The 13718-nt window shown below is 73.0% G+C and carries 12 protein-coding genes; 6 read left to right on the plus strand and 6 right to left on the minus strand.

What is annotated here, in order from left to right; translation table 11 throughout:
* Nucleotides 1-8: 8 nt before the first annotated feature.
* Entirely contained in the window at nucleotides 9-1169 is a 1161-nt protein-coding gene (locus ACGFS9_RS17860) for a serine/threonine-protein kinase (protein WP_393254195.1), read from the minus strand.
* A gap of 504 nt (nucleotides 1170-1673) precedes the next feature.
* Here ACGFS9_RS17860 and ACGFS9_RS17865 point away from each other — a divergent pair.
* The 3 genes from ACGFS9_RS17865 to ACGFS9_RS17875 all read left to right on the plus strand — a co-directional run bounded on the left by ACGFS9_RS17865 (nucleotide 1674) and on the right by ACGFS9_RS17875 (nucleotide 5463).
* Complete coding sequence (locus ACGFS9_RS17865; RefSeq protein ID WP_393254197.1) at nucleotides 1674-2831, plus strand: S1 family peptidase; 1158 nt, start codon at nucleotides 1674-1676, stop codon at nucleotides 2829-2831.
* Between the two features lie 239 nt (nucleotides 2832-3070).
* Nucleotides 3071-3901 carry an aldo/keto reductase gene (locus tag ACGFS9_RS17870; RefSeq protein ID WP_393254199.1) on the plus strand — a complete coding sequence of 277 codons (831 nt, stop codon included), beginning with the start codon at nucleotides 3071-3073 and terminating at the stop codon, nucleotides 3899-3901.
* A gap of 341 nt (nucleotides 3902-4242) precedes the next feature.
* Nucleotides 4243-5463, plus strand: coding sequence for a carbohydrate-binding protein (locus tag ACGFS9_RS17875; RefSeq protein WP_393254201.1), 1221 nt, complete (start codon nucleotides 4243-4245; stop codon nucleotides 5461-5463).
* Nucleotides 5464-5610: 147 nt separating this feature from the next.
* Here the strand turns inward: ACGFS9_RS17875 and ACGFS9_RS17880 are convergent, their stop codons facing one another.
* Nucleotides 5611-5988 carry a DUF1330 domain-containing protein gene (locus ACGFS9_RS17880; protein ID WP_393254203.1) on the minus strand — a complete coding sequence of 126 codons (378 nt, stop codon included), beginning with the start codon at nucleotides 5986-5988 and terminating at the stop codon, nucleotides 5611-5613.
* 254 nt (nucleotides 5989-6242) lie between these two features.
* Here ACGFS9_RS17880 and ACGFS9_RS17885 point away from each other — a divergent pair, with 254 nt between their 5' ends.
* A complete protein-coding gene (locus ACGFS9_RS17885) occupies nucleotides 6243-7067 on the plus strand; it encodes a maleylpyruvate isomerase family mycothiol-dependent enzyme (protein ID WP_393254204.1) in 825 nt (274 codons plus the stop codon).
* A gap of 24 nt (nucleotides 7068-7091) precedes the next feature.
* On the opposite strand, the gene ACGFS9_RS17890 is transcribed toward ACGFS9_RS17885, so the two are convergent.
* Entirely contained in the window at nucleotides 7092-8957 is a 1866-nt protein-coding gene (locus ACGFS9_RS17890) for a glycoside hydrolase family 15 protein (protein WP_393254206.1), read from the minus strand.
* A 314-nt stretch (nucleotides 8958-9271) separates the two neighbouring features.
* Nucleotides 9272-9844, minus strand: coding sequence for a hypothetical protein (locus ACGFS9_RS17895; protein WP_393254208.1), 573 nt, complete (start codon nucleotides 9842-9844; stop codon nucleotides 9272-9274).
* 139 nt (nucleotides 9845-9983) lie between these two features.
* Here ACGFS9_RS17895 and ACGFS9_RS17900 point away from each other — a divergent pair, with 139 nt between their 5' ends.
* Complete coding sequence (locus ACGFS9_RS17900) at nucleotides 9984-10247, plus strand: hypothetical protein (RefSeq protein WP_393254209.1); 264 nt, start codon at nucleotides 9984-9986, stop codon at nucleotides 10245-10247.
* Between the two features lie 172 nt (nucleotides 10248-10419).
* On the opposite strand, the gene ACGFS9_RS17905 is transcribed toward ACGFS9_RS17900, so the two are convergent.
* A complete protein-coding gene (locus ACGFS9_RS17905; RefSeq protein WP_393254210.1) occupies nucleotides 10420-10839 on the minus strand; it encodes an ATP-binding protein in 420 nt (139 codons plus the stop codon).
* 346 nt (nucleotides 10840-11185) lie between these two features.
* On the opposite strand from ACGFS9_RS17905, the gene ACGFS9_RS17910 reads away from it, so the two are divergent.
* Entirely contained in the window at nucleotides 11186-11905 is a 720-nt protein-coding gene (locus ACGFS9_RS17910; RefSeq protein WP_393254211.1) for a hypothetical protein, read from the plus strand.
* 262 nt (nucleotides 11906-12167) lie between these two features.
* Here the strand turns inward: ACGFS9_RS17910 and ACGFS9_RS17915 are convergent, their stop codons facing one another.
* The gene (locus tag ACGFS9_RS17915; protein ID WP_393254378.1) at nucleotides 12168-13517 is read right to left on the minus strand and encodes a hypothetical protein; all 1350 of its coding nucleotides are present in this window, start codon (nucleotides 13515-13517) and stop codon (nucleotides 12168-12170) included.
* Nucleotides 13518-13718 lie beyond the last annotated feature (201 nt).

The raw sequence follows: 13718 nt of genomic DNA on the forward strand, positions 1-13718 counted from the left end.
GCCGGCCGCTACGGCACCGAGGCCGCGGGAGAAGAGGTCACCGTGGCGCCCGGGCCGGGCGGCGTCTCGGCGGAGCTGCTGTCGGGGGAGAACCAGGCCACACCCACCAGTACCGCCAGAACGAAGACGACCGCGCCGGCCGCCGCGCCCACCACGCGTGGACGCTGTGTCAGGAGGTCGCCGACACCCGGCCGTCTGCGTCTGCGCGAGCGGCGGTCGCCCGCCGCACCGCGTACCGCGGCCGTCGAGGTGGACGAGGCGGCGGACGGCAGGGCGTAGGTCGTGGCCGGGCCGGTGGCGGAGCGGTCCGGAGCGGGCGGGCGCTGCGCCGGTCGCGCCGCCGGAAGCGGTTCGGGCCGTCCCTGCCAGGCGCCCTCCGCGTACCAGGCCGCCGTCTGCCGGGCCGTCGGACGGTCCTCCGGCCGCTTGGCCAGGAGGCCGAGCAGGTGGTTCTCGAACGCGGGCGGCAGGTCGGCGCCGAGCCTGCCGGGCGGCGTCGGCGCGGTGTCGAGGTGCTGATGGAGGATCGCCACGGGGCTGCTTCCCTGGAACGGGGTCCGGCCGGTGAGGAGTTGGTAGAGCACGCAGCCGAGGGAGTACATGTCGGACGGCGGCCCCGCGGTCTTCCCGAGAGCCCGCTCGGGGGCCAGGTAGAGGCTGGTGCCGACGATCTGCCCGGTCGCGGTGAGCCCGCCCGCCGGATCGTCCAGGAAGCGGGCGATGCCGAAGTCGCCGATCTTGAGGCTTCCGTCGGCGTCCAGCATGAGATTGCCGGGTTTGATGTCCCGGTGCACGATGCCCTGTTGGTGCGCCGCGGCGAGTCCGGCGGCGGCCTGGGCGGCGATCCGCGCCACCCGGGCGGCGGGCAGTGTGCCGGAGTCGGCGAGCACCTGGGACAGGCTGTCCCCCTCGATCAACTCCATGACCAGGAACAGCCGGTCCTCGAACGACCCGAAGTCCAGAACGCCCACCACGTGGGGATGGTTCAGCCGTCCCGCGGTCTGCGCCTCCAGGCGGAACCGGGCCGCGGCGGTGGGATCGGCATCCTGGGAGAGCAGCAGTTTCACGGCGACGGGCCGCCCGATCATCTCGTCGCGCGCCCGCCACACCTCTCCCATCGCGCCCCGCCCGAGTGTGGTGTGCAGCCGATACCGCCCCGCTATCAGCACCTGTACGTCATCCTCACGCCGTAGAGATCGTTCGTCGCCGCGGGCCGTAGGGGAACCGGTCCGCACAGGTGGCCGCCGCAGCAGGGTGAGCCTACTGCCAACACGACCGTGGTCAGGCCCTGTTCGCGCCCCCTCCCCCGCCGTCACCGAAGATCGCGGAGAACCGGTCCGTGACGTGTCCGTATCCGATCGCCCGAGGCGGCGTCCGGCCGTTCGCGCACGCCCGATGCACGCCGGCCGGACGCGGGCCCGAATCCGTCATCCCCTCGCCGGGGAGCGCGACGGTTCAGGCGTGCCGGCGCTCGCCGAACCGGAAACGGGGGGCGGCACCCACCGGATCGCCCCGCACCGAGCGCCCTGGAGCGGGCGCACGGGACACGAACCCTGCATTGGCATGGACCTGTTCAAGCTCGGTGGCTATCCTCGGTTGCAGCACATCTGAGAGCGCTCTCTCCTGCCCTTCGCCCCACTCACCGACCATCGGATCGACGAAAGGCAACTCCCTTGAGACGCACCACAGTTCTGCGTGCAACCGTATCCGCCGGCCTGCTCGTCGGCGCCGCGACCGTCGGGCTCGGCCAGACCGCCGCCGCCGAGACCCCTCCCACTCCCTCCCCCACGTCCCGGACCGCCGCCTCCCCGGCGCTGCTGGCGGCGATGCGGCACGACCTCGGCCTCACCGAGAAGCAGGCGACCGCCCGACTCGCCCAGGAGACCACCGCACGATCCGTCGAGCGCAAGGCCCGCGCCACGGCAGGCGCCGCGTACGGGGGTTCGTGGTTCGACGCCAAGAGCGGCGATCTGGTCGTCGCAGTGACGTCGGCGAACGCGCGCGAAGCCGTCGAGTCGACCGGAGCCCGGGTCACCCTCGTCGCCCACAGCGCGCGCAGGCTCGACGCGACGATGAGGCAGCTCGACACGCTGGACGCGCCGCCCGGGGTGAGCAGTTGGCACGTCGACCCCAAGTCGAGCTCGGTCGTCGTCAGCGTGGTCTCCCCGCACAAGAATGACAACGATGTCCGCTCGTTCGTGGCGCGAGCCCGCGCGGCGGGTCCGGTGACCGTGCGGGAGACCGCGGCGGCGCCGAGCACGTTCGCCGCGGGAACCGTGGGCGGCGACCCGTACTACACCGGCAACGTCCGCTGCTCCATCGGCTTCTCCGTGTACGGCGGCTTCGTCACCGCCGGCCACTGCGGCCGGGCGGGGGCGGGGGTCAGCGGCTGGGACCACAGCTACATCGGCACCTTCCAGGGGTCGTCGTTCCCCGACAACGACTACGCCTGGGTGAGCGTCGGAAGCGGCTGGTGGACGGTTCCGGTCGTGCTCGGCTGGGGCACGGTCTCCGACCGGCTCGTCCGCGGCTCGGCCGAGGCGCCCATCGGGGCGTCGATCTGCCGCTCCGGCTCCACCTCGCACTGGCACTGCGGCAACGTCCTCGCCAAGAACGAGACGGTCAACTACAGCCAGGGCGCCGTACACCAGATGACCAAGACGAGCGTCTGCGCCGAACCCGGCGACTCGGGCGGCTCGTTCATCAGCGGCGACCAGGCCCAGGGCGTCACCTCCGGCGGCTGGGGCAACTGCAGCAGCGGCGGCGAGACCTGGTACCAGCCCGTCAACGAGATCCTGAACCGCTACGGGCTCACGCTCCACACGGCCTGACCCCTCCCCTCCGGCCCCGCCCGCCGGTCCGCCCCGTCGCGGGCGGACCGGTGCGGGGGGCCGGCCCGGGGGGGCCGGTCCGGGGGCCGGAAGCCACCATTCGACCCGTCCGCGTGGTCGCCCGTCCGCGTCCCCCCGACCGGGGTCCTCCCGCGGCACGCCGGGAGCACGCGTCGCGCCACGGCGGCGGCGGGCGTGCACGATGGGCGGGTAGGCGTCCACCACCCGGAAGGCTCACCGTGACCGGCATCCCCACGCTCACCGCCCACGACGGAACGACACTGCCGGCCATCGGCCTGGGCACCTGGCCGATGGACGACGCGCAGGCCGAGGAGGCCGTGAGCGGCGCACTCGCCGACGGCTACCGGCTCCTCGACACGGCGGCCAACTACCGCAACGAGACCGGGACGGGTCGGGGCATCGCCCGCGGCGGCGTCCCGCGCGAGGAGATCGTCGTCACCACCAAGCTTCCGGGGCGGCACCACGGTCACGACGAGACGCTCGCCTCGTTCGAGGAGTCGCGCAGGCGCCTCGGCCTGGACCGCGTGGACCTCTACCTCATCCACTGGCCGCTGCCCCGGGTGGACCGGTACGTGGACTCCTGGAAGGCGATGATCAAACTGCGCGAGGAGGGGCTCGTGCGGTCGATCGGCGTCTCCAACTTCACCGTGGAGCACCTGACCCGGCTGGAGGCGGAGACGGGGGTCCTGCCGGCGGTGAACCAGATCGAACTCCACCCCTCCCTCCCTCAGGACGACGTGCGCGCCTTCCACACCGACAAGGGCGTCCTCACCGAGAGCTGGAGCCCGCTGGGCCGCGGCTCCGGCCTACTGGACGATCCGGCGATCGGGAAGATCGCCGAGACACACGGGGTGACGCCGGGACAGGTCGTGCTGCGCTGGCACGTCCAGCTCGGCGCGGTGCCCATCCCGAAGTCCGCCGACCCCGGCCGCCGCCGGACGAACCTGGACGTGTTCGACTTCGAGCTCACGCCGGACGAGATGACGGCCGTCGCCAACCGTCCGCGCCGTCGCCTCGGGGGCGATCCGGACACGCACGAGGAGTTCTGACCCCCTCCCGCGGCGGCACGCCGGCACCGGGGGGAGAGCACTCGGGAGCGCGCACCCGGACGGAACGCCACGTTGATGGGGCCCGCGCCCGACGGCGCCCCGCCCGGGCTCCGGGCCGCTGCTGCGCCACGCGGTGCCGCCGGACTCCACGGCACCCCACCGACCGTGCCCCGACAGTCTCTTGGGGTGACGGCGTCCCAAAAGGAGCCCTCCGACCGGGACTTAAGTAAAGAGATCGTATGGTCTAGTCCAAAGACCCCTCTGGTCTAGTCCAACTCATTGACGTGATCGCGACATTGGCCAGAAGCTGTGCCTACTCCCCCACCCCCTCTGGAGGCACCGTGAGACGACTTCGCGCAGCGCTGGGAGCGGCAGCCGCCGTCAGCCTGGCCGCGGTCGGCACCACCGCGCTGGTCGCGGGCAACGCCTCGGGCGCGACCACCGCGCTCGGCAACCGCTGGTACGCCGCCGCCCCCTACCTGATGCCGACGGACAACGACCCGCCGGACGCGGGCGCCATCATGGACGCGACGGGCCTGAAGGCGTTCCAGCTCGCCTTCGTCCTCGCGCCCAACGGAGGCGGCTGTTCGCCCACGTGGGGCGGCACCTCCCCCGTCTCCTCGGACACCGCCGTGCAGTCGGTCGTCAACGGCATCCGGGCCAAGGGCGGCGACGTGTCCGTCTCCATCGGCGGCTACGGCGGCACCAAGCTCGGCCAGACGTGCTCCGACGCCGCGTCCACCGCCGCCGCCTACCAGCAGGTCATCACCAAATACGGCCTGCACGCCATCGACTTCGACCTGGAGGAGCCGGAGTACGAGAACACGGCGGCCATCAGGAACGAGATCGGTGCCGCGAAGATCCTCCAGCAGAACAACCCCGGCCTGTACGTCTCGGTCACCACGGCCGGAACGGCGGACGGCACCGGATGGTTCGGCAAGCAGATGCTGCTGGAGGCGAAGTCCCAGGGCTTCACGCCGAACAACTTCTCCATCATGCCCTTCGACGGCGGCTTCAACGGCGCCGCGTCCCAGACCGGCGCGCTCACCAAGTTCAACGCGATCCTCCAGTCCACCTTCGGCTGGAACGAGGCGACCGCGTACGCCCACGAGGGCTTCTCCGGTATGAACGGCCGCAGCGACACCGGCGAGTACTTCACGCAGGCCGACTTCCAGACCGTGCTGGACTTCGCCACGACGCACGCGATGGACCGCTTCACCTTCTGGTCCCTCAACCGCGACCGGCAGTGCTCACCCGCCGACAACGGCGGGCGCACCTCGGGCACCTGCTCCAGCGTGGCCCAGAACTCCTGGGACTTCGCGAAGTACTCGGTGAAGTTCGCCGGCGCGACGCCGCCCACCGGCACGCCCACGCCGACGCCCACCCCGACCCCGACCCCCTCGGGCGGCGCCTGCACGACGGCGTGGAGTGCGTCCGCGGTCTACACGGCCGGCAAGGAGGTCTCGTACAACCACCACAACTGGAAGGCCAAGTGGTGGACCCAGAACGAGACGCCCACCGCCTCCGACTGGGGCCCGTGGCAGGACGAGGGCGCCTGCTGACCCCTCGTCCCGGCGTCGGGCGGGTCCTGCGCCTCCCGCGGGCGGCCCGTCCCCCGCGGCCGACCGCCGCGGACCTCCCCGCCTGAGGCTCCTCGGCGCGAGCGCACCCCAAGGGCGGCGTCACCTCCGCAACCGGTGACGCCGCCCTCACGGCGTCTCGCCCCGGCCCGCCGGTTCGCCTGCGGCCGGGAGCGCCTCGCGCATCGCCCGAGCCGTGACGGCCGCGTCGTATCCCTCGGGGACGCCCTGGACCAGGATGATGTCGCCCTCGATGTGGCGCGAGCGCAGCGGGGCGATCTCGCGGTACGCGGCGGAGTTCCACCAGGCGCGGGCCGCCGCCATCCCGGGAAGGCCGATGACGACGACGTGGCCGGGCCACTCCCCCTCCATCACCTCGTGCCCGCTCGCGTGCACGAGGAAGCGGCCGCCGTGCGGCGCGAAGGTGGCGCCGATCCGCTCGATGTAGTCGGCGATCTCGGGGTGGGGGTCGGCCTCGCGCAGGTGGGCGATGGCGTAGGCGGTCATGGCGTCCTTCCGTCCGGTCGGGCCGCGTGCTCCACGAGCCTGGCAGCACCGCCCGCGCGGGGTCGATTACCTCCGGGGTAACGGCGGCCCGTCGCCGTGCCCGCCACCGCGGGAATCCGGTCCACCACCTGCGATGAAGCGCCCCGGGGCTTGCCGCGGCGGCGACGGGCTGGTCTCCTGTACGCCCGGTGGGCGCCGGGCATCCGGCGGCCTGGGGCCGGGGCGGGACGACGGCGGGACGGAAGGGCGGCGACGTGGACGCGGTGACGGGGCGGGAGAAGGGCGGGGTTCTGCCCGACGGGCTCGGGGCGGCGATACGCGGGACCGCCGCGGACATCGCCGCGCTGCTGGAGCCGGGCACCGACACACGACGCCGGATTCCCGGTGCCGAGTGGAACGTGGGAGAGGCGGCCGCACACCTGGCGTCGGCGAACGTCCTGATGGCGGACATCGCCGAGGGCCGGCCGCGGCCCTACGGGGACGGCACACCGCAGAGCCTGGCCGAGGCCAACGCCCGCTCGCTCGCGGAGTTCACGGAGCGCGCGCCGGCCCCGCTGGCGGCCATGATCGTCGACGGGGCGGAGGCATGCGTGCGGGCCCTGGAGACGCAGGACGCTCCCCCGGGGCCGGTGGTCTCGCCCCTCGGCCCGATGAGCCGTCCGGAACTCGGCTCCTACCTGCTCACCCACATGCTCGGCCACGGGTACGACCTCGCCCGCGCCCTGCGCCGGCCGCACATGGTCGGCCGGGACCGGGCCGCTCTGGCCCTGCCCTTCCTGCTCCGCGCGATGCCCCGGGTGGCGGAGGCGTCCCGCGTCGAGGGGATGAACGCCCGGTACGCCGTACGGCTGTGGGGCGGCGGCGACTTCGGGGTGGTCGTCGCCGACGGCGCGCTGTCCGTCGCGGCGCGGCCCTCGGACCGGCCGGACTGCACGATCCACATCGAGCCGGTGACGTTCCTGCTGATGGCCCTCGGCCGGCAGGGGCAGGTGGGCCCGCTCCTGCGCGGCCGCATCCTCGTGCGCGGCCGCAGGCCGTGGCTCGCGCCCCGCTTCCCCGGGCTGTTCACCGCCCCTTGAGGGAAGACCGTCGGCGGCTCCGCCTCAGCCGAGCCTGCGGTCCAGGTTGAACGCCGCGCTGATCAGGGCCAGATGCGTGAAGGCCTGGGGGAAGTTGCCGCTCTGCTCCCCGGTGTGGCCGATCTCCTCCGCGTACAGGCCGAGGTGGTTCGCGTAGGTGAGCATCTTCTCGAAGGCGAGCCGGGCCTCGTCGATCCGGCCGGCGCGGGTGAGCGCCTCCACGTACCAGAAGGAGCAGATGGAGAAGGTGCCCTCCTCCCCCTGGAGGCCGTCGGGGCTCGCCTGCGGGTCGTAGCGGTAGACCAGGGAGTCGGACACCAGGTCCTCGCGCAGCGCGTCCAGGGTGGCGAGCCATTTCGGGTCGGTGGGCGAGATGAACTTGGCGAGCGGCATCATCAGCACCGACGCGTCGAGGATCTCGCTGTCCTCGTACTGGGTGAAGGCCCTGCGCGTACCGGACCAGCCTCGGCTCATGATGCGCCGGTAGATCGCGTCGCGGGCCCTGCCCCACCGGAGGGTGTCGGCGGGCAGCCCGCGGCGCTGGGCCAGCCGCATGGCCCGTTCGACGGCGACCCAGCACATGAGCCGGGAGTAGAGGAACGTCTTGCGTCCGCCGCGGGTCTCCCAGACGCCCTCGTCGGGCTGGTCCCAGTGGTCGCAGACCCAGTCGACGAGCGCGCTGATGCCGTCCCAGTGCGCGCTGGAGAGCGGCTGGCCCCACTTGTCGTAGAGGTAGAGGGAGTCGACGAGGGCTCCGTAGATGTCGAGTTGGAGCTGTCCGACGGCGGCGTTGCCGACGCGGACGGGCGCGGAGCCGCGGTAGCCCTCCAGGTGCGGCAGCTCCCGTTCGGTCAGGTCACGGCGGCCGTCGATGCCGTACATGATCTGCAACGGGCCGCCGCGGGCGGTGGTGTCGGGGGCGTCCAGTCCGACGTGCTCGGAGAGGAAGGTCATGAACGCCTCGGCCTCCTCGGTGAATCCGAGGCGCAGCATGGCGTACACGCAGAAGGCGGCGTCGCGGATCCACACGTAGCGGTAGTCCCAGTTGCGCTCGCCGCCGATCTGCTCGGGCAGGCTGGTGGTGGGCGCGGCGACGATCGCGCCGGTGGGGGCGTAGGTGAGGAGCTTCAGGGTCAGGGCGGACCGGTGCACCATCTCGCGCCAGCGTCCGCGGTAGCGCGACCGGGACAGCCACCGCCGCCAGTAGGCGACGGTGGCGTTGAACTCCCGCTCGGCTTCGGCGACGGCGCACCGGCGCGGCGGTACCTCGTCGTCGACGCGGTCGACCGCGAAGACCGCGGACGCTCCCTCGTTCAGCTTGAACAGCGACCACACGTCCGGCCCGTCCGCCTCCAGGGGCACGGTTGAGGTGAGGGCGAGGCGCAGCACGGGCGAGTCGAAGACGGCCTGGCCGTCCTCCAGGCGCAGGGTGTGCGGCACGGTTCCGTACGAGAAGCGGGGGGCGATCCGCGCGCGGAAGGGCAGGGTGCCGCGGACGCACACCACCCGGCGGATGAGGCGGTGCCGGTCGGCCTCGCGGGAGTCGTCCACGACCGGCATGAAGTCCTGGATCTCGCCCACGCCGCCGTCCGCGAAGAACCGGGTGATGAGCACGTTGGTGTCGGGGAAGTAGAACTGCTTGGTCCGCGCGGGGACGTCGGCGGCGAGTTCGAAGCTGCCGCCGCGGTCGGCGTCCAGGATCGAGGCGAAGACACTGGGCGCGTCGAAGCGCCCGCAGCAGTACCAGTCGATGGTCCCGTCGGTGCCGACCAGCGCGGCGCTGCGCAGGTCGCCGATCAGCCCGTGTTCCGCGATGGGCAGATAGCGCGGGGACGCGCCGCGGAGGCCGTCCGGTCCCGGGGGCCCGTCACCCGTCCGGGCTGTGGGCATCGCGTCCGCCATACCGGCCTCCCGGGGGCCGTCGCCCGAGCCGTGCTCTCATTCCAGGCTAGCGAGTCGCGGGCGATCGCGCGGTTTCAGCCGCCGGCGTCCGCCGCGCGCCCAGGGGCGCAGGGCGGGCCCGGGGCCCCGCGGATCGCCCCGGGTGGCCGCCGGAGCCGGCGCCCGACGGGCGCCCGCCGGGCCCGGGCGGGCGGAGTCGGGGTCGGGGCCGGGCGGGCGGAGCCGGGTCGGGGCCGGGCGGGCGGAGCCGGGTCGGGGCCGGGCGGGGCGCGGCGGGCGAAGCCGGGTCGGGCCTCCCGTCACTACTCCTTGAGGACGACCTTGGCGCCCACGATGATCAACCCGAGGGCCAGGTTGACGACGCCCTCGGCGATGACCTGGCCCCGCCCCGCTCCCGCGCGCACGGCGCCGAGGCAGGCCCACAGCACCTGCTGGGTCACCGCGACGCCCAGTGCGAGCCACAGCCCCGTGTTGACGCTCAGCCCGAACCCGCTGACGGCCACCGCCGCGGCCGGGAGGGCCGCCGCCTCGACGATGGCCCACTCGTGCACGCCGCTGCGCCGGATCTCCCGCCAGGACCAGGACTGTCCGACGATCCGCTCGCCGGCGAGGTGGGCGTAGACGTGCGTGGCCCAGAAGACCAGACCGGTCACCACCAGCAGCAGGATGACGTCCAGGCGTGTGTGCACCCCGCCCGCGCCGGCCGCGGCGACGACCGAGGCCGCGAGGATCGAGCCGTAGATGGCGCCCGCGTAGTCGGTGCGCGGGCCGGCCGGCGCACCGTGCCGACGGGCGCGCTCCCCGTCCGCGGGCGGAACGGGCCGCCACGGGTGGGCGCGGCCACCGCCCTCGGGCGGGACTCGGGAGCCACTCATCGTTTCACGATAGGACCGGGTCCCCCGCGCTGCCCGCCGAGTGCCTCCCGGCCGGGAGGCACGGCGTCGCGACCCGCGGGCGGCGCGACGATCGGGACCGTCGCGGGGTCCGGGCGCGGGCCGTCCGTACGCTGGTGCGATGGAGGACAGGCTGGAGACCGTGTGCCGGACGTGCGGGCTGGACGTGGACGAGGTGCGCTTCGACGCGAGCGGGCTGCCCCTGTTCGTCCTGTGCGAGTGCTGCGGTGGCGAGTCCGGGTGCGACGACGGCAGTCTCGACGCCGTGCGCCGCTACCGGGAGTCGTGGGTCGCCGACGGAGCACCGTGGTTCGAGCCGGCGGCCCGGCCGTCCGACTGGCAGTTGTCGCGGCAGCTGGCCAACATCCCGGCGCGGTGGCGCTGATCGCGCCCGTCCGGCCCGCCGCGTCGTCGCCCCGGCCCGGCCGCTCTCGCGGCGCTGGTAAGGGGATTCGCCCCCTGATCCGCCCCGGCGTCCGGTCCCGTCGCCGGGTCCGGGCCCCGGACCCGCCGCGGTCCCGGCCGGGGACGCGCGGCTCCGAGGGGAGCGCGGACGCTCAGCCCTCGACGCCCGCCGCCCGTGCGGAGGCGGGACGGAAGCAGGCCGTCACCGTTTTCCCGTGGCGCTGGCACTTCATGCCCCAGTCGTCGGCGAGCATGCGCACGATGCCCACCCCCCGGCCGGACACCTCGCCCGGCTCGGGGTCGCGCTGCCGCGGCAGGGTCGGGTCCTCGTCGTGGACGCTCACGTGCAGGCAGTCGCCGTCCCAGGTGAGGACGAGTGCCGCGTCGCTGCGGGCGTGGATGTGGGCGTTGGTGAGCAATTCGGACACCGCCAGGACGACCGCGTCGACCGTGTCGGGCTCGTCCGCCGTCCACGACAGCGACTCCAGATGCCCGCGGGTCCACCGCCGTCCGGCGCTCACGCCTCCGGAGACCGGGAACGCATGCGCCCAGCCCATCGCCTTGACCGCCATCTCCGACCCCGCTCCTCGTTGCGTCCGGTACGTCCCGGCCTGCTGTTCTCGCAGAGGCCGGATACCCGCAACGCGTGCGCGCACTCGGGCCGGCCCGATCGGCGGGCCGCGGAGCGGAGCGCGCGGACGTCAATCCCGCGCCGCAACGCACCCCCGCACGGGGCCAACCGCCGCCGGACGGGAACAACGGGCGTCACCTGTCCGTACTATCGGTGGGCCGGGGCACGACGCAGCGGGTGCGGCTGCCCGCCCCGCCCCTTCGGCGCGGTCGACAGGACACGCGTCACCCCCCTGCCGCTTCACGGATGTTCCCGCGGCGGCCGTGCACCGAGGAAAGGTCTCCACCATGACCGACACCACGTCCTCCACCGAGCTGACATCTCAGTACACCGCCCAGGTCGTCGGCGATCTGGAGCGCAACGCCAAGGAACAGGAGCGCGTCGGGGCGGAGATCGAGGCACTCCAGGAGCAGTTGGACGCGCTGCGGCGCGACCAGGCGGTTCTGACCAGCCTTCAGCAGGCCCTCGGCGCCTCGGGGCAGGTCGGCGCGGGTGATCCCGCCGGGTCCGCGGTTCCGCGGCAGAAGACCGCCGGCGGGGCGAGCCGGACGGCGCGATCGGCGCGGGCCGCCAAGCCGTCGAGGACCACGGAGGCCAAGCGCCCGCGGTCGAGGGCCGGGAAGCCGGCCACGGCGAAGGGCGGTACGGGAGCCGCGCGCGGTTCGGCGCCGCGGGGTGCGAAGGCCGCCGCCGGGGGGACGGCCGGAAAGAAGGCCGCGGCCACGCCCGCCTCCGGTCAGCCCACCCTCGTCGAGCTGATCCGCGGCTACCTCACCGAGCAGGGCGAACCGCGTTCGGCCGCCGAGGTCTCGGCCGCTCTCGGCACGACACATCCCGAGCGCCGCATCAAGACGAACGTCGTGCGCACCACCCTGGAGAACCTCGTGGCGCGGAGCCATGCGCACCGCACCAAGCAGGGCACCTCGGTCTTCTACACCGCGACGGACGGCCCCGGGCCGGCGACCGCGCCGGCCACCGCTCCGTCAGTGGAGGCGCCCACCGCCTGACCGGCCGCCTCGCGATGTCCGGTCGCGTGAAGGGGGACACCCCGAGGAGAACACCGTGTCCGCGCCCCGGCGAAACGTCTCACCCGCAGCGCGCGGAAACGGTTCCTCCCACGCCACCGCGACGCGTCGGCCCCCCCGCGTCCGCTCGCCCCCGGGCCACCTCAGCCGGCTCCGGGGTAGTGCGCTGCCAGTGGCTGTATTGGCGCTGTCTTGGGTGGTGCCTCCAGGGTGCCTCGACAGCTCACCCGGGGGCGCCCTCGGGTCAGCCCTTGGCGACAGCTATCTCCCCGGCCCGGCCGGCGAGTTCCCGCACCGAGCGGGATGCAGCGTAGGGGGCCAGGTCCTTCCGCATCGTGGCGAAGTGGTCGTCACCGCGGACAGATGAGACGTGCTCGTACTCATCGAGGAACCGGCCCCACGACGCGCATGATGCGTCCAGGTGCCCGAACTGGAGTTGGCGCTGCGCAAGCACCGCGTAGGCATGAGTGCGGCCCTGTCGCTCCTCGGCGGGCTGAGCCCGAATCGACTGTCGCATGGCGGCGATGCTGCCCTCTAGGTCCCCCTCCTCCTTGAGGACGTGGGAGACGTGGAACAGGTATGCCGTCTGGTCGTACCCGCCGATCGCATCCCGCCGGTTGTCCGCCTTCGACAGGGCGGTCTCGGCTTCCCGGAGCCGGGTGTGGGCCTGACGTCGGTCACCGACCATCGAGGCCGCGTGTGCCTGCTGCCCCCGCAGGAATGCCACCAGGCGTGGCCCGGCCGAAGGAGCCGCTTCGGCTGCGGAGTCGGCAAGCTCCAGTGACATCCGGCCACGCCCGAGGTTCGACGCCTGGAGGGACATGCCACGGAGCGTCCGGCAGTACGTGACGTGATCCTCTGCCTCGTTCGCGAGCTTGAGCGCGTTCACGTAGTACGTCTGGCCTAGGCCGTGGGCCTTCTCGTACATGGCCATCCAGCCCGTCAGGTACGTGAGATCCGACGCGGCCGCGAGCATGTCGCGTTTCACCGGCTCCGACGCTTGTGCCCGGAGCCACGGGCCGACCGTGTTGACCAGGAACGCGGCAGCCATCGGGCGCGCGTGCCCTGCTCCGAACTCGTCGAGGATGTCCGCGATGCGCTTCGTCATGGAACGTACCGAGGCAACCTGTAACGTGCCGATGCGGGTCGTGGCCTTCCCGGGCGATGTCGGTTCGTCGGCAGCACGGGCGCCTTGCTGGAAGACAGGGACGGACAGTGCTGCGGTGAACAGAGTCGCGGCGAGGAGGCTCCGACGGGATGGGTCCATGTCCGCCCTTCCGAGGTCGATCAACTCCTCCACAGTGTCGACCGGGAGCGAGTCACCGGCGGACAGATCGGGCTGAAGACCGGCCTCCGCATGCGTGACGGGCCTGCCCAAGCGGGCTGACAGCGCCTCCAGAATCAGCGGCCTGACCTGGGGTTTTGGCGGAGTGCCGGCGATCCAGTGCGCCACGGCAGTCCGGTCGTACGTCAGATCTAATCCGGCCTGCGGGCCGAGACGATTCACCTGCTGGGCGAGCTGCGTACGCGTCCATCGTGCCTGTTCAAGCAGCTTGTCCAGATCAGGGTTGGGCGTGCGATTCCTCGTGGCCATGTCCTCAACTCCCGACAGCTCCATGGCGTTCACGGTGTTCACGGTCCCACCTGTCACCAACGGTACCCGCAGACAGTGACCACGCGATTACCTCTTACGAGAAAGCGAACGATCTCGGCCCTTGGAGCAGCGGTGACCAGCGCACCCCCAGTCACAGCCGGTGGCGTCCCCGACACGAGGGACGCTCCCCTCAGCAAGCGC

The organism is Streptomyces sp. NPDC048566, assembly GCF_043199735.1.
GTDB lineage: Bacteria > Actinomycetota > Actinomycetes > Streptomycetales > Streptomycetaceae > Streptomyces.

Bases quoted from the DNA above. Each gene is read 5' to 3' on its own strand.
- ACGFS9_RS17905 (WP_393254210.1), bottom strand. From the start codon at position 10,839: ATGGCGGTCAAGGCGATGGGCTGGGCGCATGCGTTCCCGGTCTCCGGA.
- ACGFS9_RS17880 (WP_393254203.1), bottom strand. From the start codon at position 5,988: ATGACCGCCTACGCCATCGCCCACCTGCGCGAGGCCGACCCCCACCCC.
- ACGFS9_RS17910 (WP_393254211.1), top strand. From the start codon at position 11,186: ATGACCGACACCACGTCCTCCACCGAGCTGACATCTCAGTACACCGCC.
- ACGFS9_RS17900 (WP_393254209.1), top strand. From the start codon at position 9,984: ATGGAGGACAGGCTGGAGACCGTGTGCCGGACGTGCGGGCTGGACGTG.
- ACGFS9_RS17895 (WP_393254208.1), bottom strand. From the start codon at position 9,844: ATGAGTGGCTCCCGAGTCCCGCCCGAGGGCGGTGGCCGCGCCCACCCG.
- ACGFS9_RS17915 (WP_393254378.1), bottom strand. From the start codon at position 13,517: ATGGCCACGAGGAATCGCACGCCCAACCCTGATCTGGACAAGCTGCTT.
- ACGFS9_RS17890 (WP_393254206.1), bottom strand. From the start codon at position 8,957: ATGCCCACAGCCCGGACGGGTGACGGGCCCCCGGGACCGGACGGCCTC.